At 65.4% G+C, this 21,004-nt stretch carries 21 protein-coding genes; 10 read left to right on the plus strand and 11 right to left on the minus strand.

What is annotated here, in order from left to right; translation table 11 throughout:
• Positions 1-33: 33 nt before the first annotated feature.
• Both ACNKU3_RS19865 and ACNKU3_RS19870 read right to left on the minus strand, forming a co-directional pair.
• Positions 34-1,026 (minus strand): HupE/UreJ family protein, encoded by a 993-nt coding sequence (locus ACNKU3_RS19865; protein ID WP_418261313.1) that lies wholly within the window; start codon positions 1,024-1,026, stop codon positions 34-36.
• A gap of 3 nt (positions 1,027-1,029) precedes the next feature.
• Positions 1,030-1,875: a peptidyl-prolyl cis-trans isomerase gene (locus ACNKU3_RS19870; protein WP_418261314.1), complete on the minus strand. Its 846-nt coding sequence runs from the start codon at positions 1,873-1,875 to the stop codon at positions 1,030-1,032.
• A 154-nt stretch (positions 1,876-2,029) separates the two neighbouring features.
• Here ACNKU3_RS19870 and ACNKU3_RS19875 point away from each other — a divergent pair, with 154 nt between their 5' ends.
• From ACNKU3_RS19875 to ACNKU3_RS19890, 4 genes are all read left to right on the plus strand, one after another.
• A complete protein-coding gene (locus ACNKU3_RS19875) occupies positions 2,030-3,304 on the plus strand; it encodes an MFS transporter (protein ID WP_418261315.1) in 1,275 nt (424 codons plus the stop codon).
• Positions 3,305-3,445: 141 nt separating this feature from the next.
• On the plus strand, positions 3,446-3,817 hold the full coding sequence (locus ACNKU3_RS19880) for a hypothetical protein (protein ID WP_418261316.1): 372 nt from the start codon (positions 3,446-3,448) through the stop codon (positions 3,815-3,817).
• A 105-nt stretch (positions 3,818-3,922) separates the two neighbouring features.
• On the plus strand, positions 3,923-4,642 hold the full coding sequence (locus ACNKU3_RS19885) for a winged helix-turn-helix domain-containing protein (protein WP_418261317.1): 720 nt from the start codon (positions 3,923-3,925) through the stop codon (positions 4,640-4,642).
• Positions 4,639-6,126 carry a sensor histidine kinase gene (locus ACNKU3_RS19890; protein ID WP_418261318.1) on the plus strand — a complete coding sequence of 496 codons (1,488 nt, stop codon included), beginning with the start codon at positions 4,639-4,641 and terminating at the stop codon, positions 6,124-6,126. Before ACNKU3_RS19885 ends, ACNKU3_RS19890 begins: the two co-directional genes overlap by 4 nt.
• 15 nt (positions 6,127-6,141) lie before the next feature.
• On the opposite strand, the gene ACNKU3_RS19895 is transcribed toward ACNKU3_RS19890, so the two are convergent.
• Together ACNKU3_RS19895 and ACNKU3_RS19900 are read right to left on the minus strand one after the other, a co-directional pair.
• Positions 6,142-6,522, minus strand: coding sequence for a VOC family protein (locus tag ACNKU3_RS19895; protein WP_418261319.1), 381 nt, complete (start codon positions 6,520-6,522; stop codon positions 6,142-6,144).
• Positions 6,523-6,552: 30 nt separating this feature from the next.
• Entirely contained in the window at positions 6,553-7,047 is a 495-nt protein-coding gene (locus ACNKU3_RS19900; protein ID WP_418261320.1) for a gamma-glutamylcyclotransferase family protein, read from the minus strand.
• A 239-nt stretch (positions 7,048-7,286) separates the two neighbouring features.
• Here ACNKU3_RS19900 and ACNKU3_RS19905 point away from each other — a divergent pair, with 239 nt between their 5' ends.
• A complete protein-coding gene (locus ACNKU3_RS19905) occupies positions 7,287-8,195 on the plus strand; it encodes a VOC family protein (RefSeq protein WP_418261321.1) in 909 nt (302 codons plus the stop codon).
• Entirely contained in the window at positions 8,192-8,374 is a 183-nt protein-coding gene (locus tag ACNKU3_RS19910; RefSeq protein WP_418261322.1) for a hypothetical protein, read from the plus strand. Before ACNKU3_RS19905 ends, ACNKU3_RS19910 begins: the two co-directional genes overlap by 4 nt.
• A gap of 304 nt (positions 8,375-8,678) precedes the next feature.
• Here the strand turns inward: ACNKU3_RS19910 and ACNKU3_RS19915 are convergent, their stop codons facing one another.
• The 4 genes from ACNKU3_RS19915 to ACNKU3_RS19930 form a co-directional block, all read right to left on the minus strand.
• Entirely contained in the window at positions 8,679-9,845 is a 1,167-nt protein-coding gene (locus ACNKU3_RS19915; protein WP_418261323.1) for a type III PLP-dependent enzyme, read from the minus strand.
• Between the two features lie 88 nt (positions 9,846-9,933).
• Complete coding sequence (speE, locus tag ACNKU3_RS19920) at positions 9,934-10,788, minus strand: polyamine aminopropyltransferase (protein WP_418261324.1); 855 nt, start codon at positions 10,786-10,788, stop codon at positions 9,934-9,936.
• Positions 10,785-11,261 carry an adenosylmethionine decarboxylase gene (gene speD, locus ACNKU3_RS19925; RefSeq protein ID WP_418261325.1) on the minus strand — a complete coding sequence of 159 codons (477 nt, stop codon included), beginning with the start codon at positions 11,259-11,261 and terminating at the stop codon, positions 10,785-10,787. The genes speE and speD overlap by 4 nt, the downstream gene beginning before the upstream one ends.
• A gap of 214 nt (positions 11,262-11,475) precedes the next feature.
• A complete protein-coding gene (locus ACNKU3_RS19930) occupies positions 11,476-12,375 on the minus strand; it encodes a LysR family transcriptional regulator (RefSeq protein WP_418261326.1) in 900 nt (299 codons plus the stop codon).
• Positions 12,376-12,492: 117 nt separating this feature from the next.
• On the opposite strand from ACNKU3_RS19930, the gene ACNKU3_RS19935 reads away from it, so the two are divergent.
• Together ACNKU3_RS19935 and ACNKU3_RS19940 are read left to right on the plus strand one after the other, a co-directional pair.
• Positions 12,493-12,765, plus strand: a complete 273-nt coding sequence (locus ACNKU3_RS19935; RefSeq protein WP_418261327.1) for a DUF4242 domain-containing protein — start codon at positions 12,493-12,495, stop codon at positions 12,763-12,765.
• 66 nt (positions 12,766-12,831) lie between these two features.
• Entirely contained in the window at positions 12,832-14,433 is a 1,602-nt protein-coding gene (locus ACNKU3_RS19940) for a tetratricopeptide repeat-containing sulfotransferase family protein (RefSeq protein WP_418261328.1), read from the plus strand.
• A 9-nt stretch (positions 14,434-14,442) separates the two neighbouring features.
• On the opposite strand, the gene ACNKU3_RS19945 is transcribed toward ACNKU3_RS19940, so the two are convergent.
• Positions 14,443-16,899, minus strand: a complete 2,457-nt coding sequence (locus tag ACNKU3_RS19945) for a TonB-dependent receptor (protein ID WP_418261329.1) — start codon at positions 16,897-16,899, stop codon at positions 14,443-14,445.
• A 286-nt stretch (positions 16,900-17,185) separates the two neighbouring features.
• Between ACNKU3_RS19945 and ACNKU3_RS19950 the strand changes: the two genes are divergently transcribed.
• Together ACNKU3_RS19950 and ACNKU3_RS19955 are read left to right on the plus strand one after the other, a co-directional pair.
• A complete protein-coding gene (locus tag ACNKU3_RS19950; protein WP_418261330.1) occupies positions 17,186-17,860 on the plus strand; it encodes an AzlC family ABC transporter permease in 675 nt (224 codons plus the stop codon).
• Positions 17,857-18,171 carry an AzlD domain-containing protein gene (locus ACNKU3_RS19955; RefSeq protein WP_418261331.1) on the plus strand — a complete coding sequence of 105 codons (315 nt, stop codon included), beginning with the start codon at positions 17,857-17,859 and terminating at the stop codon, positions 18,169-18,171. Before ACNKU3_RS19950 ends, ACNKU3_RS19955 begins: the two co-directional genes overlap by 4 nt.
• A gap of 50 nt (positions 18,172-18,221) precedes the next feature.
• Here ACNKU3_RS19955 and ACNKU3_RS19960 read toward each other — a convergent pair whose 3' ends face one another.
• Positions 18,222-20,408, minus strand: a complete 2,187-nt coding sequence (locus ACNKU3_RS19960) for a prolyl oligopeptidase family serine peptidase (RefSeq protein WP_418261332.1) — start codon at positions 20,406-20,408, stop codon at positions 18,222-18,224.
• A 65-nt stretch (positions 20,409-20,473) separates the two neighbouring features.
• Positions 20,474-20,962, minus strand: a complete 489-nt coding sequence (locus tag ACNKU3_RS19965; protein ID WP_418261333.1) for a YybH family protein — start codon at positions 20,960-20,962, stop codon at positions 20,474-20,476.
• Positions 20,963-21,004 lie beyond the last annotated feature (42 nt).

A 21,004-nucleotide genomic window follows, 5' to 3' on the forward strand; every position in this document is an offset into this window, starting at 1 on the left:
CCTGGCTGGGCGAACGCCAGAAGTCTAGACCACTCAGGCCCAGAAGCCAGCGGTGCGCTCGATAACCCAGTACATTGCCAGCGAACCGATGGCGTAGGCCGGCCACACCCGCCAGCCGGCGGGCACCGCCGAAAGGCAGTGCTTCAGCAGCCAGCCGCAGGCCAGCACCGCGCTGACGAAGATCAGCTGGCCCGCCTCCACCCCGACATTGAAGAACAGCAGGGCCGCGGGTACGTCGGCCTGGGGCAGGCCGATCGCGCCCAGGGCCGCGGCGAAACCCAGGCCGTGCAGCAAGCCGAAAGTGAAGGCCACCACCCAGGGACGCCGGGCAGTGAGGCTGGGCACGCCGCGCTGGGCGTGCACGATCTCCACCGCTACAAACACGATGGAAAGGGCAATGCAGGCCTCCACCGGCGGCACCGGCACGCGCACCAGGTCCAGCGCCGCGAGGCTGAGGGTAATACTGTGCGCGACCGTGAAAGCGGTGATGGTCCAGAGCAGCTTGCGCAGGCCGTCCACGATCAACAGCAGCACCAGCACGAACAGCAGGTGGTCGACGCCGATCAGGATGTGCTCCACCCCCAGCACGAAGTAGGTGTGAATCACCTGCGCCAGCCCCGGGTGCCCCTCGATTACATAGCGCGGCGCATCCGGGGTCAGCCGGTGGATCAGCGAGCTGCCGTCGAGGTACTGCACCCGCAGCAGCGATTCCGTGCGCAGCGCGGCGGGACCTTCGAGGCGCACCTCCGCGCCCTGCAGCCCGCCATCGCGCTGGATGGTCCAGCGCTGCAGGTGGGCGCCGCCGACAAAACCGGTGGCGACGTCGCCGCTGCGCACGCTGTCGTCGAAGGCTACACGCAGGTCCAGGCGTTCGCTCTCGCCGCGCGCCGGCACCTTGAACAGGACTTCGTACAGGCCAGGCTGGCGCTCGGTGAGTTGCAGGTAGGCGGGGCGGATTTCATCGGCCTGGCCGATCTGGGCGAACAGCGCCAGCAACAGGCACAGGCTGCGCATCAATACTGTCATCTGTCAGCCCTGCGCCCCGTCGCCGTCTTCAACGATCACCTTGTAGCCGGACTTCAGGTCCGCCACCAGGGCTTCCCGGGCCTGCTCGTTGCGCTCGCGCTGCCACTCCCGCTGCACCTCGGCGCGCACCGCATCGAGCTGCGGCAGGTAGGCGGGTTGCCGCGCGGTCAGCCGCACCAGGTGCAAACCCAGCCCCGAAGCCAGCGGTTGGCTCCATTCACCCGGGGTCAGCGCGTCCAGTGACTCGGCAAAGCCCTCGCCGAAATTGCGGTCGACCTGGCTGGCGCTCGCCGCGGACATCGCACGGGGTAACAGGGTGGTATCGCCGCTGACGCTCTCCCCGGCCAGCAGGGCCTCGCGTGCCGCGGTCACCCGCTGGCGCAGTGCATCTCCAGCACCGTGATCGGGGGAAAAGTACAATTGCTCGAAACTGTAGACCGCATCGTGGCGGAACTTGTCCGGATGGGCCTGGAGATAATCGGCGAGCTCCGCTTCGCTCGGCTCGTACAGCGCCAGGGCATCCGCGGTGATGAACTCGACTTTCTGCCGCAGGCGCCGCCGGATGACCTCGTCGTTCTGGTCAAGGCCCAACTCCAGCGCCTGCCGGTAGAAGATTTCCTCTACCACGAAATTATCGACCAGGGCCTGCATCTCGGTGGCGCTGGGCGGCCGGTTCCAGGTGCGCTCGAAATGGGCGCGCAGCAGGGCGATCCGGCCGGCGTCCACGACGATGGTTTGCTCGCCGCCGCCCTGGCCCGGGTTCACCCAGGCGTAGAGCACAAACAGCAGGGCGCCCATGGCGAGAAAATGCAGCAGTGGTTCCTTCAGGATACGGCTGATCGATGACAAGGGATTCTCCCGGTTTTATTGGTATCGCGAGTGCGGTCACACCCAAGAGTCATTGCGCCCGTGGTGCTTGCCCACCCGGCGCCGGGTGTTATGCTAACGCAAACTATAACAGGTGCAACGGTTGTTATTACCCCGTTGCCGGAGAGGTACCGGCGTGCCGCAACAGCCTTCCCATCCCGACTCCGCTGCGGCGGAAACCGACGACCTCCCCGACGCGCTGCGCTGGCGGGTCATCGTGCTCTGCGCCCTGGTCTGCCTGCTGGACGGCTTCGACATGGTCGTCGCCCCGGTCAGCATTCCGACCCTGGCCGGTGACTGGCAGCTGGCGCCCTCAGCCTTTTCCACCGCCCTCGCCGCCGCCGTGCTCGGCACCGGCATCGGTGCGGCCTTTATCGCGCCACTGGGTGATCGCTTCGGCCGCCGGCCACTGGTGATCGGCAGCTTTGCCATGGTGGCGCTGTGCACCCTGGCGACACCGCTGATCCACAGCGTCAACCAACTGACGGCGCTGCGCTTCGCCACCGGCCTCGGCCTGGGCGCGAGCCTCGCCAACGCCATTGCGCTGGCCTCCGAGTATGCCGCGCCCCACTTGCGCTCGCGAATCGTCGCCTGCGTCTACGCCACCTCGGCCCTCGGCGGCGCAGTGGGCGCGTCCATCGCCCCCTACCTGCTGGGCAACTGGGGTTGGCAGGGGGTGTATGTCTTCGGCGGCGCGGCACCGCTGGTCCTGATGCCGCTGCTGTTTGCCGGGCTGGCGGAATCCCGGCGCTTCCTGGCGGAGCGCGCGGGCGCCGGCACCGCAGTCGCCGCGGATTCCGCGGGTTCCATGGAGCGACTGCGGGCCCTGCTGCAGCCGCCCCACCGCGCCTCCACGGTACTGCTTTGGTCGCTGTTTTTCCTCTCCACCTTCTGCACCTACATGATGTCCAGCTGGCTGCCCACCCTGATGCACCTGTCAGGCTGGTCCATGGAGGACGCGGTGCGCTCGGTGATGGTGTTCAGTTTCGGCGGAGTGATCGGCGGTTTTATCCAGGGCTGGATGGTCGACCGCGGCAGAATCCTGCCGGCGATCAGCCTCGGCTTCGGCATCACTGCGCTGTCGCTTGCGGCGCTCAACATCGCACCCCTGCACACCGGCCTGTGGCTGTTCCTGATTACCGTCATGGGTGCGGGCAACATGGGCGTGGCCTATGCGCTGACCTCCTTCGCCGCCATCGTCTACCCCACCGGGCTGCGCGCCAGCGGCATCGGTGCCGCCGGTGCCTGCGGGCGTTTCGGCGCGACCCTGGCGCCACTGATCGGCGGCTGGCTGCTGGCGCAGCAGCTGGCGGCACTGCAGATTCTCACCGGCCTGATCATCCCCATGGCCGCCGCGCTGCTGCTGGTACTGGTGTTCGCCGGCCGTTTCCGGGCCGCCGCCACGCACTGACCCCCCCACCCTCCGGGGCGTTTACCGCAGGGTCGCCCCGGCGTGACGGTAAAAACATCTTTGCGTGATCTGCGCGTGATATCTCCCGCCTAGTCTGGTTCCCGGGCACAAGATCCCAACCCGATCCGAAGGAGACATCTCATGCAACGCATCAACAGCAAAATACTGGCGGCAGCTGGCACGGCCTTACTGGTCCCGGCGCTGCTCGCCACCCCGGCGCTGGCGCAGAAAAAAGGCCGCGGCAACAACGACGGCCTCGGCCTGATCTACGTGGAGAGCCAGGGCCTCTACTACGAGACTTTCGCCACCACCAACCTGCCCCCGGTCGGCCGCTTCCAGCCGCTCGATCCCACCGGCGGTCCGGACGGCGGTCCGTCCACCCCCTACGGGCCCGGGGACAACGGTTTTGTCGGCGGCCGCTGGTGGATCGACACCAACCTCGACGGCGAACAGGACGCGGGCGACATGTACTTTTCCTGCCCCCTGCTCGGCCCCGGCCGCGCCGCACCGTAGATCCCGCCCTCCCCCGGCGGTCATCACGGCCGCCGGGGCGTTTCCCGCCGTGAGAATTTCGTGAAGTTTGTCATCTATACTCCCAGACACACGGGAGAGAGCACCTTGAACCAGCGCCAGATACTCGTCGTCGAGGACGAACACGACATCGCCCAACTGGTCGCACTGCACCTGCGCGACGAGGGCTACGCGGTGACCATCGCCAGCGACGGCCACGCCGGCAAGCGCCACGCCTTCGCCCGGCACTGGGACCTGGTAATCCTCGACCTGCGCCTGCCGGGGCCGGACGGCCTGTCCATCTGCAAGGCCCTGCGCGCCGAGTCAAACTATGTCCCGGTGCTGATGCTGACCTCCAAGTCGGCGGAACTGGACCGGGTGCTGGGCCTGGAACTGGGCGCCGACGACTACGTGACCAAGCCCTTCAGCGTCACCGAACTGGTCGCCCGGGTGAAATCCCTGTTCCGGCGTGTCGATGCCCTCAGCCAGGCGCGCGAACCGCAGGCGGAATCCCTTGACCTCGGCGACCTGCGCATCGACACGGCCAGCCGCGAGGTGCACGTCGGCGCCACGCGGGTGGAACTGACCGCCCGCGAGTTCGACCTGCTGCTGCACTTTGCCCGCCATCCCGGGCGGGTATTCTCCCGCGCCCAGTTGCTGGACTCGGTCTGGGGCTTCGGCCACGAGGGCTACGAACACACGGTGAATTCCCACATCAATCGCCTGCGCGGCAAGATCGAACCGGACAGCGAGCACCCGCGTTATATCGTCACCGTCTGGGGTGTCGGCTACAAGATGGAAGCGCCGGTGCAGGGTGTGCGCGCATGAACGCCCTGTATACGCGCCTGGCGCTGTGCCTGCTGCCGATCATGCTGCTGGTGGGCGGCGGTTTCTACGTGCTGGAACAGTGGAGCGCCCAGCGCTACCACGAGGAAGTGACCCAGCGCCTGAACGCCGACATCGCCATGTATGTCACCGGCCAGACCACGCTGATCGCCCACGGCGAAGTCAATCGCGGCGAACTGGAGCGCCTGGCCGAACGCGCCATGGTCATCAATCCCTCGGTCGAGGTCTACCTCCTCGACCGCGAAGGCAATATCCTCGGCCACGCCCTGCCCGCGGACAGCATTCGCCAGCAGCGGGTGGATCTCGGGCCGGCGAAGGCGCTGATCGAGGGCCGTGCCATGCCGCCGGTGTACGGCACCGACCCGCGCAATCCGGCGCGGCAGAAAGTGTTTTCCGCCGCGCCGGTGCTGGACGGCGACGAATTGCAGGGCTATCTCTACGTGGTGCTCGGCGGCAGCAAGTACGACCTACTGGCCGGTGCCGTGCGCGACAGCTACACCCGCAATACCAGCCTGCTGGCCGGCGCCGCGCTGGTGATCGGTGGCTTCCTCGCCGGCCTGCTGGTATTCGCCGTGCTCACCCGGCGCCTGACCCGGCTCACCGGGGCGGTGGATGACTTCGCCCGCAGCGCCATGGACAGCAGCACGCCACCCACGGCCCTCGAACCCTATCGCCGCAGCGCCGGCAAGGGCGACGAGATCGACCAGTTGGGCGACGCCTTTGTCGCGATGGCCGACAAGATTCGCGAACAGTTCATCGCCCTGCAGGAAAACGACCGCCTGCGCCGGGAGCTGATCAGCAATGTCTCCCACGACCTGCGCACGCCACTGGCCACGATGCACGGCTACGTGGATACCCTGCTGCTGAAAAACACGGAACTGGATGCGGCGGAACGCGAGCGCTACCTGCAGGTGACCCGCAAGCACACCCAGCGGCTGGGCACCCTGATCGGCGACCTGTTCGAGTTGTCGAAGCTGGACTCCGGCGCCATGCCGCTGGCGCTGGAAACCTTTTCCCTGGCGGAGCTGCTCAACGACGTGGTGCAGGACTTCACCCTGGAGGCGCGGCGGCGCGACATCCAGCTGCAACTGGCACCGCCGCCGGGTCGCGCGCTGGTGCGGGCCGATATCGGGCTGGTGCAGCGGGTGCTGGAAAACCTGATCCGCAACGCGCTGCAATACACACCGGCCGGCGGCAGTATCACCGTGGACATCAGCGCCAACCCACGGGACATCGCGGTCAGTGTCTCCGATACCGGCTGCGGCATCCCTGCCGATGAAATCGACAACATCTTCGAGCGCTACTTCCGCAGCAAGCGGCGGCGCGGCGACAACGAGCAATCCACCGGCCTCGGACTGGCCATCGTCAAGCGCATCCTGGACCTGCACGGCAGCCGGATCACCGTGACCAGCGACACAGGCAAGGGCACCCGCTTCGAATTCAACCTGCCGGCCGCGGCGGCCTGAACCACCACCAGCGACTCAGTCCCAGGTATTCGCGGTTTCGCTGAATTGCGCGGTACAGCTGCGCACCACGCAGAATTTCTGGCCGGTCGGCGCCTGCATCACCCACCAGCTGCCGACGGCCGCGACCCGCGTGGCGCCGAGGGCCTCGAGCCGCTTGACCTCGGCCTCGATGTCGTCGGTTTCGATATCCAGGTGCACCCGGCTGGGGTGATCCACTTTCTGTACTTCGACATGGATCAGGTTTTCCGGGTCGATGAGTTCCACGTACTTTTCCGCCTCGCCGGGCGGCAGTGCGCTGGTTTGCATGCCCAGCGCCTGGCTCCAGAAAGCCGCGGCGGAATCGAGGTCATCGGTTTGGCAATCGATGATGAACCCGGCCAGTTTGCTCTTGTGCATAACGCAGTCACCTCGCATGTGGTTGCCCGGTCAGCGGTAGATCGCCCGTTCCCGGGTGTCCCGTGCCCTGTCGGCATCGTCAATACTCTGCTGCTGCTCGATCACCTCAATATATTCAGCGGGCAAGCCGGCGTCCCTGGCGCCATACACCAGGTGATACAGGTACCAGGAATAGGGCCGCAGGGACGGATCGATATTGGTCGCGTAGTAGGTGAAGGCAGCGACCGCACTCCCACGCCTATCGCGCACACTCACGATTTTGTCCAGATAGCCGTATCCGAGCCCCTCCACCGCGTCCAGCACGTCTTTCGCGCCATCCGGCAGCTGGTAAAGAACGCCAAAGACGCGGTCCCCGTGATTCCCCGTCAACAGCGCGTCGCATTTACCCGAACCGTCGACTTTGCTCAGCTTGTGAAAGCGCAGCAGGTGTCCCGGCAGGACGCCTGCCCCGATCCGTCGTGCGCCGGGTATCCGCTGCTGCAAGCGCGGCAGGGACATGTTCGAACCGTAGGCGAAATATTTCACGCTGCCTCCGCAGCACCGATAATGCCGCAATGCCGGAACCCGTATTGTAGACAAGGCCCGTGGTGCCAGCGTTCACCACAGGCCGGGCTACGACATCCACCCACTCCGGTCCGCAACGCCCGACGCTGGTCAATCCCGGCAGCCCGCACCCTGTCCCTGGTCCCCAGCGCCGGGTGGTCCGCGCAGAACCGAGCCTGCGCTGCTATCCTGTTCCCTGCAATCGATGACGGGGAGATTCCATGCGGTGGTTCAAACTGGCAGTAACGGCTGCCGCGAGCGCAGTGCTTGCGGTGGCCTGCACAACGACGAGACTCGACATTCCTGCGCTTCCCGGCGAGGGGACTACACCCGGAAAAATCGTCTGGCACGACCTCATCACCGACACCCCGGAGGCGAGCCGCGCATTCTACAGCGCGCTTTTCGGCTGGGAGTTCAAAGCCCTGGGCGGCATCAACTACGAAGTCATTTATCACCAGGGCCAGCCGATCGGTGGACTGGTCGACCAGACACGCCTGCCGCTCCAGGCCGATATATCCCAGTGGGTGGCAGTGCTCTCGGTAGCTGACATCGACACGGCAACCGCGCAATTCAGGGCCGCCGGCGGCACGGTGTTCACTCCACCCACCTCGCTGGGCAGCCGCGGCCGCCTCGCGGTAGTCGCCGACCCCCAGGGGGCGGTGCTCGCGCTGCTGGAATCCGGCGGCCACGACCCCGCGGACAGCAGCGCAGTGCCCAGCAGCGGCAACTTCCTGTGGAATGAACTGTGGACCGGCGATGTCACCCGCGCCGGCGATTTCTACAGCACGCTGGCGCCCTATAGCGACACGACCCGGGACCTGGAATTCCGGGGACAGCGCGTCGATTACGAAATCCTCTCCAGCGCGGGCCAGCCGCGGCTCGGCATCCGCAACAACCCGATAACCCAGCTGCCGCCCCAGTGGGTGAGCTACCTGCGGGTGGCTGACGCGCAGCAGTTGCAGGACCTGCTGGCCCGGGTGGAATCCCTCGGCGGCAAGGTCCTGGTACCCGCCACGGCGCGCCCCGCCGGCGGCGAGGTCGCCGTCATCGCCGACCCCTCCGGCGCCGGGATCGCCCTGCAGACCTGGCCGCTGGGCGCACAGACCGCTGACCTGGAGACCGCACAATGAAGCCTGTTCTGAAGTACTTTTCTGCGTTCCTGCTTGCGCTGGCGGCCCTCAGCCTGAGTGGCTGTTCCGATCCCCATGTCTACGGCAACATCGGGATTTCCAGTGGTTTTGGCGGCTACCACGGGGGCCACGGTTCCGGTATCAGCACAAGCATCTCTATTGGCGGGCGTATCTTCTGAGGCGTCACACTTCGCTTTGATTAAGGCATTGGCTTGTAGATTCGAGTCTTTGCAGTTGGACCCTGCCCGCCGAGCGCGGAACGGATTGTGCCTGCTGGAACACGCCAAAAAGCGTACCTCCCTGTACAGGCTCGGGTGGCGACATCCATGTCGCCACACGGTTCCAGCAGGCACAATCCGTCCCACACTCTACCTCTGGCGCGAGAGTCCAGCTGGGAAATATCTCTGCACTGGAAAATCGAAGTGCCGAAGGAGTAGCTTCGGCGAACTGGCACCAACTACCCCTTCGCCAATAACCAGGCAGTCAGCCCGTAAGCGCCTCGTCCATATGCTGGTTCACCAACACCACCCGCGCCCGCGGAAAGCCGTTGAAGTCCGTCGCGCTGGCCGCGGTGTAGGCGCCCATGCTGTGCCCCACCAGCAGGTCGCCGATCTGCAGTTCCGGCAGTTCGAGGTCCTCGGCAATCACGTCGATGCTGTCGCAGGTCGGTCCGGAGAGCACGCTGGGGAAGCGCTCGGCGCTGTCGCTGAACACTTCCAGGGGATAGTGGGTGTGGTCGAAGAGCTGGCCGCTGTAGGAGCCGTAAACGCCGTCGTCGAAGTAGTACCACCAGCGGCCGTCGCGCAGCGCGCGGCCCATTACGGTGGCGACGCCGGTCATCGAGGGGGCGGAGAGGAAACGGCCGGGTTCGGCCAGTACGTTGACGAATTCCGGCAGGCGGTCGAGCGCCGCGCGGATCGGCTCGCAGTAGGCTTCGATGTCCACTTCGCCCTGCCCGTAGGAAGCCGGGAAGCCGCCGCCGATATCAAGCACCGACAGCGGCGGCAGGCCGCGGGCGTGGCGGGCGCGGATCAGGGCGTTGCAGGTATCGATGGCCTTCACCTGCTGGCTGGAATCCAGCGATTGTGAACCGACATGGAAGGACAGGCCCTTGACGTGAATGCCCAGGCGGGCGGCCTCGTCCAGCAGCGTATCCACTTCCTGGGGTGCGCAGCCGAATTTGCGCGACAGGTCCACCAAGGCCGAGGGCGAGCGGAAACTCACCCGCAGCAGCAGGCTGACCCGCTGGCGGTAGGGTTCGAACTTGGCGATCTCTTCGGGGTTGTCCACCACGAACGTGGTGCAGCCGTAGCGCAGGGCGTCGATGATGTCCCGGGGCCGCTTGATCGGGTGGGTGTGGATGGTGTGCCGCGGCGACACCGCCACCTGCGCCAGCATTTCCGCCTCGGCGCTGGTGGCGATATCGAATCCGGCGCCTTCCGCGGCCAGGGTATGCAGGACATCCATATTGGGCAGCGACTTGATCGCGTAGTACATGTCCACCCCCGGCAGCGCCGCCACGAGGGAGCGGTACTGCTGGCGCAAGCGCTCACAATCCAGAACCAGCAGGGGTGAAAAACCACTTTCCCGACTCAACGTCCGGTAATACTCGGCATCCGCCGTGGGTGACACCTTGACCGTGTTGGCCATATGACCTTGGATCTCCAGAAATGGCCGCGCCCGGGCGGCACTGTCGCTATTGGGGTCGCTTGCGCGACGGGTTCAAGCGCCTGGCCGCTCAGGCGGCCAGGTTGTCGAGGATGTACTGGGGCAGGTTGAAAGCGCCCACGTGCATTCCCGGATTGTAGTAACGGGTCTCGATGCCGCTGCGCGCATAGCGTTCGGCGATCAGTTCCACCGGCTGCTGGCGCAGTGCGGGATTGTCGCTCGCCCATGCCAGGGTCATGACTCCACCCACGTAGGTCGGCACCGCCACCTGGTAGAAATGGTGGTCGGCGAATACCGGCGCCATGCGCCGCGCGGTGGTGCTGACTTCATCCGGCTGCATGAAGGCCACCCCGTTCTGCGCCACCATCACCCCGCCCGGGTTCAGGCAGTCGTGGCAGGCGGCGTAGAAATCCTTGGTGAACAGCACTTCGCCGGGGCCGATGGGGTCGGTGGAGTCGCTGATGATGACATCGAACTTGCGCTCGGTAGTGGCGACAAATGCCGCGCCGTCATCGATCACCAGGTCCAGGCGCGGGTCGTCGAAGGCGCCGGCGGAATGGTTGGGAAAGTATTCCTTCGCCATGTCCACCACCGCGCGGTCGATCTCTACCATGGTGACGTGTTCAACCGAGGGGTGCCGGCACACCTCGCGCAGGATGCCGCCATCGCCACCGCCGACGATCAGTACCCGGCGCGCCGCGCCGTGGGCAAGCAGGGGCACATGGGTCAGCATCTCGTGGTAGATGAACTCGTCCGCCTCGGTGGTCTGGATGATGCCGTCCAGCGCCATCACCCGGCCGAACAGGCCGTTGCGAAAGATCACCAGCTGCTGGTGGCCGGTTTTTACCTCGTACAGGACCTCGTCCACCCGGAACTGCTGGCACCACGCGTCGTACAGGGTTTCGTGGAACTGCCGGCCGGTCATTCGCCGAGGACCCCGCGCAGCTCCTCGGTGATGTTCATACGCTTCGGGTAAAACGCGCGCTTGAGGACGCCGATGGCTTCCTCGGGGCGGGAGTCGCCGCACATGAACACGTCGAAGGCCGCGTAGTTGCGCTCCGGCCAGGTGTGCACGGAGATGTGCGATTCGGCCAGCACGGCAACGCCGGAGATGCCGCCGTTGGGGGTAAAGTGGTGCAGGTGAATGTGCAGCAGCGTGGCGCCGGCCTCTTTCACGCACTCCACCAGGGCGCTTTCCATACGCTCCAGGTCATCCAGGTGCTTGGCGCCCCAGAAATCCAGGATCAGGTGGGTACCGGCGAAGACGGTTTCGCCGCGGGAAATAAAGTGGTCGGCAGGAATGTCGTCCTCACCGGTCTGGTGGTGCTCAGGCCAGCCTTGGTTGGCGGCGATTGAGCGTACTACATCAAAATCAACAGGCGCGGCGTCGTATGCCATCCCATCGGGCTCCTTCTTAAGGCAGTGGTTGAAATGATCTGCAACGCATCTGCCAGAGGAATCGGGGCCTCTCGATTGCGATGCAGTTTAGCGGACTAACATAAAAAAGCTCAGGTTGCTCTGATGCCGGGAATCATAGACAGAATTTGTTTCTGCGCAAGCATTTTCTGCCGCTTTTCCGCAAGGGACAGGCTGGAATTGCGCGGCAGCCCACCTACCCGGCGCGGAAATTCGCGGCGAGAAACCCGGCCACGTGCTGCACCAGGGGGTCGCTTTGCGAGCGGGTATGCCAGGCGAGGTGCAGGGCATAGCGGGAGAGGTCAACCGGTGGCCGGAATTCCAGCAGGCGGCTCCGGTAGTGCTCCGCGATCGAATTGGAGGGCAGGGTCGCCAGCAGGTCGCTGTCCAGCAACAGGGAGGGTACGACCACGAAGTTGGGCACCACCACGCTGACCCGGCGGGTCCGGCCAACCGCGGCCAGGACCTGGTCGATGGCGCTGAAATTCTCCCCGCGGCCGGACACCAGGACATGCGGCCACTGCAGCCACTTGTCCAGGTCGAAGCCGTTCGCCGCGGGGTGATCCCGGCGCATCACCACCGCGTAGTCCTCGTGGCTGATCACCTGGGTATGGATGGAGGCGCCCGCCCCCGGGAATTGCGAGATGGCCAGGTCGACCTCGCCGCCGGCCAGGCTGTCGAGCGCCCGACCGGGACCAAACCAGGTGGTGAACACCAGGTTCACAGCCGGCGCAATTTCCGCCAGGTGCCGGATCAGCGGGCTGGCCACCAGCGGCAGCAGGGAGTCGGACATGGATATCCGCAGTGTCTGGCGCAGTTCGCTGAGCGGATGGCTGTCCACTTCCAGCACCGCGCGGATTCCCGCCAGCAGCGGTTTCAACTCCTCCCGCAGGTGCAGGGCCCTGGGCGTGAGTTCCATGCCCCCGCCGGAGCGCAGTAACAGCGGGTCGTCAAACAGGCGCCGGCAGCGATCCAGCGCACTCGAGGCGGCGGGCTGGGACAGCCCGACCCGCCGCGCCGCCCGCGACACGTGGGCTTCCTGCAGCAGCGCGTCGAGGATTACTAGCAGGTTGAGGTCGACCTCCCTGATATTCACAGCACAAATAATCCATTATCCAGCCTATTTGTTGGACAGATTATATGAAATCACCAATGCTGTCCTACTTGAGCGCGCAGGATTGCGCCAATACACATGACCGAGGGGAAAAACACCATGCCCAAATTTGTTATCGAACGCGAGATTCCCGGCGCCGGCAACCTGAGCGCCGACGACCTGCACGGTATTTCGCAGAAATCCTGCGGCGTCCTGTGCGAGCTCGGACCGCAGATCCAGTGGGTGCAGAGTTTCGTCACCGCCGACAAGATCTACTGTATCTACATTGCCCCGGACGAAGAGACGGTGCGCAAACATGCTGAAATGGGCGGCTTCCCCGCCAACAGCATCGCCAAAGTCGCCACGGTGATCGATCCCACCACCGCCGAATAGGCGTTCCATGGTGGCACATCCGGGCGCGGCCCCCGATAATGGGGCTTCGCGCCCCAGATGTCCGCCATGCCCGAAACCCATACAGTCGCAGAACTCCACCGGCTCGCCGTCAGCGCCCTGAACCGGGGCGACCTGCGCGGCATGGTCGCGCACTGCAAGGCCCTGCTCGGCGTCGAGGCGAACCACGCCGATGCCTGGTTCCTGCTCAGCATCGCCGCCGAGGCCCAGCGCGACCTCAGCCGCGCGCTGGGGATGGTGGAGCGCGCCGACACCCTGCACCCCGGCAACAGCGAGTACCTCGCCCAGAAGGCAAAACTGCTGGTGCAACTGCGGCGTCTCCCGCAGGCACGGACAGCCGCACAGGCGGCGCTGGCGGCGGGGCCGGAGCGCGCGCTCACCCTGGATACCCTCGGCGTGGTGCTCACCCGCCTCGGCGACCACCAGCGCGCCGCCGCTACCCTGCGCGCCGCAGTACAGAAGGCGCCGGACAACCCGCAGTTCCACTTCAACCTCGCCGCCGCCGAGCAGTTCCTCGGCAATGTCGAGGCCGCGCGCCGGCACTACGAGCAAGCGCTGGAGCTGCAACCGGGCTTCGCCCGCGCCTACTGGGCGCTGGCCGAACTGGAAAAAAATGCCCCTGATCCGCAGCGCCGCGACCGGCTCGAAAAGCTGTTTGCCGCCTCTGGCGACAGTCCCGCCGACCGCCTCTACCTCGGCCACGCGCTGGCCCGCGCGCGCGAGCAGGCCGGCGATTACAGCGGCGCCTTCAGTGCACTGGAAGCGGCAAAGGCGACCCGCCGGGCAGCCTTGCAGGACAGCAGCATTCGCGACCGGACCCTGTTCGGGGAATTGCGCGGGGCCTTCCGCGATCGGGACGAGCAGTGCAGGCCTGCGCCGGGCGGGATCAACAACCCGCTGTTCGTGGTCGGCATGCCGCGCACCGGGACAACCCTGCTGGAGCAGATGCTGGCGGCGCACCCGGCAATCGATACCCTCGGCGAATTGCAGGATTTTCCGCTGGCGGTGCGGGCGGCCTGCGCCAGCACCACGGCCCCGATGCTCGATACGGAGGTTATCGCCGCGGCCCGCGCCGCTGCGGCGGAATCCCTCGCGACCCGCTACCAGGCGGCGCTCGCCGCGCTGTTGCCGGCGCAACAGGCCGGCAAGCGCTACCTCATCGACAAGATGCCGCTCAACGTCCTCTACGTGGGTTTCATCCTGCAGGCCTTTCCCGCGGCGCGCATCGTGCTGGTCCGGCGCAACCCACTGGACACCTGCCTGAGCAACTTCCGCCAGTTGTTCGCCGTGGATTTTTCCTACTACAACTACGCCTACAGCCTGGAGGATACCGCGCGGTATTACCTGGAGTTCGACACCCTGTGCCGTCACTGGCAGGCGCTCTACGGGCCGCGCATCCACACCCTGGAATACGAGCAACTGGTGGCGTCGCCGCGGGAAACTCTCGCCGCGGTCCTGCAGTATCTGGACTTGCCGTGGGCGGAGGATTGCCTGGACTTCCACCGTCGCGGCGGCGTGGTCACCACCGCCAGCACGGTGCAGGTGCGCGAACCCCTGTACCGCAGCGCGGTGGGCCGCTGGCGGCGCTACGAACAGGAACTGGCGCCCGCCATGGCCCTGTTCGACGCCGCCGGCATCCGCTACCGCTAGCGGGACCGCCTAGAAATCGTAGCTGACGCGGATGCCGTAGGTACGCGGCGTGCCGACATACTGCCCGTAACCCCGGTCGATGAAACCGTTATAGGACAACCCCGGCCCGGTCTTTTCATTTTCCAGGAAACGCCGGGTCGTGCGCGTGCCGGTGATGTAGTACTCGTCCCAGAGGTTGTCGATAAAGGCCTGCACCATCCAGCCGTCGCGGGCCAGGCTGGCGCTCAGGTGCTGTACGTCGTAGGAGGGAAGGGCTTCACCGCCGCGATCCCCCGGCAGGCCGGTGTCCGGGTCCACCAGCGGGTCCTTGTCGCCGCCGACGACGTTGTAGACGTCGCCGGTGTAGATGATGCCGTAGTTCACCCGCAGGTCCATGCCGTCGAACACGGTATCCGTATAGGTGATATTGAGCGTGCCCTGGTGTTCCGGCGAACCGGGCAGGCGCGCGCCTTTCTCGGCATCGAAGGGACCGACCAGGCCCGGCGCGTACTCGGTGAGTTCGGCCTTGGTGTAGGCGTAGGTGGCGGAGAATTCCCAGTGCTCGCCGAGCAGGTAGCTGCCCTGGAATTCCAGGCCCTTGCTCTCCGCCGCGGAACCGTTGCCGATGATCGGCAGGCTGCCGAAGGCGGTGGTGGTCGATACCTGCAGGTCCTGCCAGTCGATGTAGTAGATGGCCGAGATGATCGACAGGCGGCCGTCGAGCAGCGAGCCCTTGTAGCCGAGTTCGTAGTTCTCGATGGTATCCGGGTCGATGCTGATCTCGTCGGGCAGGGCGCAGAGTTCCTGCTCCCCGCTGGAGATCTGGTCGGGGGTACACTCGGGCACCGCGTTGACGCCCCCGTTGCGATAGCCCTCGGAGTAGGTGGCGTAGACCATGTTGTCCGCGTCGATATCGAAAGCGACATTGAATTTCCACAGGTCGCCGCTGCTGCCGCCCTTGTTGGAGCCCAGGTCCACACTGATTGAATCCGGGGGAGCACCATCAAATACCGTGTCCGCCAGCGGCAGGCCAAATCCCCCGGTGGTGTCCACGTCGTACTTGTAGTCGCGGTAGCCGACCGTGAACTGCAGGCGGTCATCCCAGAAGCGGTAGGCGAGCTCGCCGTAGAAGGCCTCTTCCTGGTCGTGCACGTCGGTCAGTTCGATGTATTCCAGGCTGTCGGGACGCAGTTGCACACCGCCGAATTCGTCGACGGCGAACTGGTCGAAGCCGGGGGTGAACTCGCGGCTCACCGCCTCCTGCTTGAACTCGTTGTCGAAGTAGCCCAGCACCCAGGAGAAGGGCCCCTCGTGGGTCGATACCAGGCGGATTTCCAGGGTGTCGGTATCCTCGTCGACATCCTCCCGGGTATAGGCCGAGAAGCTGGGGAAGAACTCGTAACCGTACTCGAATCCCAGCAGCAGGTCGGTCTGGTCGCGCTGGCCCTGTTCCTCGTAGTCGGTTTCGCCGTAGATGATGCTGGCCTCGGCGATGTCCATGACATTCACCTTCACATCCACGCTCATCAACTCGTTGGTGTAGTCGTTGGGCTCCACGAAGCGATAGGCCGACTCGTACTTGCCGGTACCGAAGGCCAGGCGATTGTTCAGCTGGCGGCCTTCCGCCTCGGTATCCTGGTACACGTACCAGAAATTCGCGTCCAGCCAGTCGGTCGGCGTAAAGCGCAGGTTGACGCGCCCGGCCAGGGTTTTCTCACCGTTGGCGTCCTCCACCTGCCTGAGGTTGCCGGCGACATCCGCCGGGTTGCCGAAATCCGGCTGGGGATTGGACACCCCGGCCTCGCGGACCACGAAGTTGTAGTCGAGGAAGCCCGGATCATCGAGCTGGTCGAGGCTGCCGCGTATCGCCAGCATGTCCTGGATGATGGGGATATTGAGGGTCAGGCCGGCGTCGTAGAGGTAGCCGTCGCTCTCCTCGTTGTAGGAGAAGGTGCCGCGGGCCTGGCCGCTGAACTCCGAGGTATCCGCCGCGTTGGGAATATAGCGGATCGCGCCGCCCATGGTGCCCTTGCCGTACAGGGTGCCCTGGGGCCCGATCAGTACCTCGACCCGCTCCATATCGACCGGCTTGACGTCGAACGTCACCGGGATATCGCCGAAGTAGGTCGCGACGGTATCACTGAGATAACCCGGCCCGAGCTGCGTGGTGTTCAGTCCGCGCACCATGATGTCGGGAACCTCGTCCCGCGGCCCGCGGTCTATCACCGTGAGCCCCGGGACATAGTTGGCTATCTCGCTGATACCGTAGAGACGCTGGGTGGCGATCATGTCGCCACTGACCGCGGCGATATTGATCGGAATATCCTGGATGGACTCCGCGCGCCGCGAGGCGGTAACTACCACCTCTTCCAGCCTCGGCAGCATTTCGTCCTGTGCCGCTACCGGCGCTATCCAGCCCAGGGCTGGCAGTGATGCAAGGGATACCGCGGTAGCCAGCCGCTGCCGGCGCCAAAGATTGTTTTGCATAGGTAATGCCCCCATTCACGTTGCAAGTGTTGGTCAGCTGCGCCGCTCTACTGCATTCCCCACCGACGGCTCATTCCGATAGTAAGTGCAAAAAACAGACCACTGGAACATCTGTGCGGTGAATATCCCCTGCCATGCGTTAAAATGCAGGGCGAGCCGGTTTCGGCCCCACTGCGCGCACCACAGCGGATCCTACAGCAACACGCCAAAGTGATTATGCGCCCAAACGGTGCGCGCCGGCACATCAACCTGGCAGGCTTTCATGCGGCAACCCGGAGCAGCATCCATGCAGGATTCCCGTACCGTTATTCGCAGGGGCGTCATCGACGCGCTGCCCTATTTTGTCCCGGCGATTCCCTTTGCGCTGATCCTGGGTGTCGCCATCCTGCACTCCGGCCTCCTGGCTGCACTGGGATGGAGCAGTTCCTGGATCATCTACGGCGGGGCCTCGCAGCTCACCCTGATCACCCTGCTCGACGACGGCGCCGCGGCGGCGGTGACCGCCGCACTCATTGTCAACGCGCGCCACCTGATGTATTCGGCGGGACTGGCCCCCGTGTTCCAACAGCAACCCCGCTGGTTCCACTGGGTCGGACCCTATTTCATGGTCGACCAGGTGTTCGCGCTGGGCATGCTTAACCGGAACCTGCCGGCGGATGAGTTCCGCTGCTATTACCTCAGTATCGGCATTACGTTCTGGCTGCTGTGGCTGGTTGCGACGGCGGCCGGCCTGTTCATCGGCCCCGTCGTGCCCGTGGACTGGGAGCTGGGCTTCGCGGTACCGGTGATGTTTACCGCCCTGGTCGTCATGGCCATCGACCGCTGGCCCAAACTGCTGGCGGCCCTGGTAGCGGCCGCCGTGGCCTGGTTTGCCGCGGAGTTGCCGCACCGCTCGGGGCTGTTACTGGGCGCACTGGCCGGCATGCTCACCGGCGCCTGCTGCGAGGTCAGCCGCCGATGACCGCGTTCCTCTCGATAGTGTTGACCGGCCTCGGCACCTATTTCAGCCGCGCCCTGTTTATCGTCGCCCTGGCCAATCGGCGGATTCCGCGCAGGCTGACCCTGGCCATGGAGTACGTGGGGCCCTCGGTACTCGCGGCGCTGGTGGTAACCCTGCTGGTCTCACCGGGGGACAGCAATGGTCCCGGCATAGCGGAATTGCTGTCTCTTGGGGTGACCGCTGTGCTGTCCTGGAAGACCCGCAACCCCCTGCTCACCCTGGTGGTGGCGATGACGGTTTTCTGGGGCGCCCGCTACCTGGCGGGCGGTTGAGGAAGTTCGCGGGCCTCCTCGAGGGAAAAGCCCGCGAGAGTGCCGGCTAACTAGCGGGCGCCGCCCAGTTGCCAGAACAGGAAGGCATAGGTTTCCGCCATTTCCTGCAGCACCTGCTCACGGGTAGAGCCGATGCCGTGGCCAGCGCCGTATTCTATCCGCATCAGGACCGGCCCGCCGGTGCTGGCCGCCTGCAGGCGCGCGGCCATTTTCGCCGACATCCACGGCTCCACCCGGTGATCGTTGTAGCCGTGAGTGAACAGTACTGCCGGATAGGCGACGCCGTCCTCGACGTGGGCGTAGGAACTCATGGCCAGCAGCCCCCTGAAGCCGGCCTCGTCAGTGACCGTGCCGAACTCCTTGATGTTGGGCACACCGTTGGTGGTGGTCTCGGAGCGAATGGTGTCGGTCATGCCCACCTGGGATACCGCGGCCCGGAACAGGTCCGGGCGTTCGGTAATCGACCGGCCCACCAGTATTCCGCCGGCGCTGCCGCCCATCACCGCCAGGTGTGCCGGGCTGGTGTAGCCCTTGTTCGCGAGGTATTCAGCCGCGGCAATGGCGTCCTTCCAGGTATTGGGCTTGTTCTCCATGCGCCCCGCGTAGTGCCAGGCCTGGCCGTACTCACCGCCGCCGCGCACATGGGCAATGGCGAAGATACCGCCGCGCTCCAGCCAGGCCAGGCGGGTGGCGGAGAAGTTCACGTCCATCGAAATACCGTAACTGCCATAGCCGTAGACAATGGTCGGGTTGCTGCCGTCCAGCTTCAGGTCGGCGCGGCGGATAATCGAAACCGGCACCTTGACCCCATCGTGGCTCGGCACCAGCACCTCCTCGGCGATATAACCGGGCTCGGCGTCAAACTCGCCCTGGGGCAGCAGTCCGGTATCGGTGAAGCTGCCGTCTTCGGGGTCGTAGGCATAGGTGGCGGCACCGGTAGTCCAGGAGGTGGAGTACACGAATATACCCGGCAGCAGCGGGGACGCCGCGCTGACATAGGCAGCGGAGGTCCCGTGGGGGTCGAGCAGTTCCTCTTTTCCGCTGGCATAGGGCAGGCGCAGGACCTTGCCGATGCCATCGAGGCTGCTGTCCAGGTAGAGCGCGTCGCTGGCGGCATAGAGCGCGTTCAGCACCATGTGCCCGCCGGGAATTGCCACTTCCGCGCCGGCGAAGGACGGGGCCGCCAGGCCGGTACGCAGCAGCTTGAAGCGCGGCGCGTCATCGCCGCTCAGCAGGTAGAGGTCGCTGCCGTGCACGGCAAAGTCCACCACCTTGTCCTGCTCATCACAGACCTTCTGCCAGGGCACCTTACCGGAGAACAAACTGGCGCGGGGCGCGCTGAACAGCGTGATTTCGTTGGAGTCCCCGTGCTTGACCTTGGCCACCGCGTAGTCGGAACCGGGTGTAATCCACAGGCTGGGGAAATCCGTCTCGGTGATCGGCATCTGCGCCGACAGGCCATAGGCGGCGATAACCGGATCGTCCGCAGGATCACTGCCCAGCGCGTGATAGCGCACGCTGGTCTGCTGGTAGATTTCCGTTATCGGGGCGTCCGCAGGCAGGTCCCGGCGGCGGCTGTAGAAGAAGCCGCTGCCGTCAGGCTGCCACTGGGGTACGTTGTAGGCGGTCTCCACGTTGTCGATGGCGTCGGGCAATACCTTGCCAGTGGCAACCTCAAGGGTGAAATAGGTGGTCAGTTCCGAGCCGCCCTGGGCCAGGCCGTAGACCACATAGCGGCCGTCCGGTGAAGGGGAATACTGCTCGATCGAGTAATGCTGCTCGTCGTCACCAACCAGTGTGTCCGGATCGACCAGCAGGCGGGCTTCGTCTGCTCCAGCGGGTTGGGAGTAGAGCTTGTAGACGTTCTCCCCGGCATAGCGCCGCAGGAAAAACAGGCCGCCATCGGGAAGACGCGCGATGGAAGCAGTCCAGAATGGCTTGCCGCCATCCAGTTCCGCGAGGCGACTGGCCAGGGGCTCGGTCAGCGGCAGGGCGTCGAGAGTAGCGTCGGCGTACTCTGCCTGGCCGCGGAACCAGTCCTGCACGTAACTGTCGTCCATGTTCTCCATATAGCGGTAGGGATCGTGGACCTGTACACCCCAGAAGGTATCGACCACATCCTCCACCTTCGCCACCGGAGGGACGGGGCCGTGAGGCGCGCTGGCACACCCCGTTATCAGCATGGCCACACCGATACCGACGAGGCTGATACCCTGCATTGCTCTGCTTTTTGACATTGTTCTCTCCGCAGTGTGCCCGCTGCAAATGTCGGGCCTGTGACTAGTAAACGATCAGCTGGCGATTAACCGCAATCCGGACCCACCTCGAGGACTTCGCGCAGGGATGCCGGCAGTTCCCCGGCACCGGGACTCCCTGCGTCGAACAGCACCCGCCAATGCCCGTCCGCGCCGCGCCGCCAGACCGAGTTGAACATGCCCCAGCCAAGCTCGGCGCCGCCCTCCCCGGCGCCCTCCCGCATCAGGTAGGGACCGCGGGTCAGGGCGAGGCCATCAGCCTCGAGCACCTCGACCACCTGGGGCCGCCAGCGGATCGCGGGGCCCCCGGCGCCCAGGAAAGGCTGCCAGCCCGCGACAATCTCATCCGGACCGCGCAGCACCGCGCTGCTCGCAAAGCGCGCATCGGCATCGATAAATTCGCGAAAGGCCGCCGCATCGCGCGCTTCCGCGGACCGGCTGAAGGCCACTTCCCGACACAGGACGTCCTGGCGCGGGTCCGCCCGGGCATCCAGGCCAGACCACGCCATAACCAGCAGCAACAGTTTTTTCCACATGCGAGCCGCACCCCCGCAGACCAGGTGCCCAATACTATAGAC

Origin of the sequence: Haliea sp. E17 (assembly GCF_048323675.1) — a bacterium.
Taxonomy (GTDB): Bacteria; Pseudomonadota; Gammaproteobacteria; order Pseudomonadales; family Halieaceae; genus Mangrovimicrobium.

Bases quoted from the DNA above. Each gene is read 5' to 3' on its own strand.
- ACNKU3_RS19865 (WP_418261313.1), bottom strand. From the start codon at position 1,026: ATGACAGTATTGATGCGCAGCCTGTGCCTGTTGCTGGCGCTGTTCGCC.
- ACNKU3_RS19960 (WP_418261332.1), bottom strand. From the start codon at position 20,408: ATGTCAAAAAGCAGAGCAATGCAGGGTATCAGCCTCGTCGGTATCGGT.
- speE (WP_418261324.1), bottom strand. From the start codon at position 10,788: ATGACCGGCCGGCAGTTCCACGAAACCCTGTACGACGCGTGGTGCCAG.
- ACNKU3_RS19915 (WP_418261323.1), bottom strand. From the start codon at position 9,845: ATGGCCAACACGGTCAAGGTGTCACCCACGGCGGATGCCGAGTATTAC.
- ACNKU3_RS19895 (WP_418261319.1), bottom strand. From the start codon at position 6,522: ATGCACAAGAGCAAACTGGCCGGGTTCATCATCGATTGCCAAACCGAT.
- ACNKU3_RS19905 (WP_418261321.1), top strand. From the start codon at position 7,287: ATGCGGTGGTTCAAACTGGCAGTAACGGCTGCCGCGAGCGCAGTGCTT.
- ACNKU3_RS19880 (WP_418261316.1), top strand. From the start codon at position 3,446: ATGCAACGCATCAACAGCAAAATACTGGCGGCAGCTGGCACGGCCTTA.
- ACNKU3_RS19945 (WP_418261329.1), bottom strand. From the start codon at position 16,899: ATGCAAAACAATCTTTGGCGCCGGCAGCGGCTGGCTACCGCGGTATCC.
- ACNKU3_RS19965 (WP_418261333.1), bottom strand. From the start codon at position 20,962: ATGTGGAAAAAACTGTTGCTGCTGGTTATGGCGTGGTCTGGCCTGGAT.
- ACNKU3_RS19950 (WP_418261330.1), top strand. From the start codon at position 17,186: ATGCAGGATTCCCGTACCGTTATTCGCAGGGGCGTCATCGACGCGCTG.
- ACNKU3_RS19910 (WP_418261322.1), top strand. From the start codon at position 8,192: ATGAAGCCTGTTCTGAAGTACTTTTCTGCGTTCCTGCTTGCGCTGGCG.
- ACNKU3_RS19935 (WP_418261327.1), top strand. From the start codon at position 12,493: ATGCCCAAATTTGTTATCGAACGCGAGATTCCCGGCGCCGGCAACCTG.
- ACNKU3_RS19940 (WP_418261328.1), top strand. From the start codon at position 12,832: ATGCCCGAAACCCATACAGTCGCAGAACTCCACCGGCTCGCCGTCAGC.
- ACNKU3_RS19890 (WP_418261318.1), top strand. From the start codon at position 4,639: ATGAACGCCCTGTATACGCGCCTGGCGCTGTGCCTGCTGCCGATCATG.
- speD (WP_418261325.1), bottom strand. From the start codon at position 11,261: ATGGCATACGACGCCGCGCCTGTTGATTTTGATGTAGTACGCTCAATC.
- ACNKU3_RS19955 (WP_418261331.1), top strand. From the start codon at position 17,857: ATGACCGCGTTCCTCTCGATAGTGTTGACCGGCCTCGGCACCTATTTC.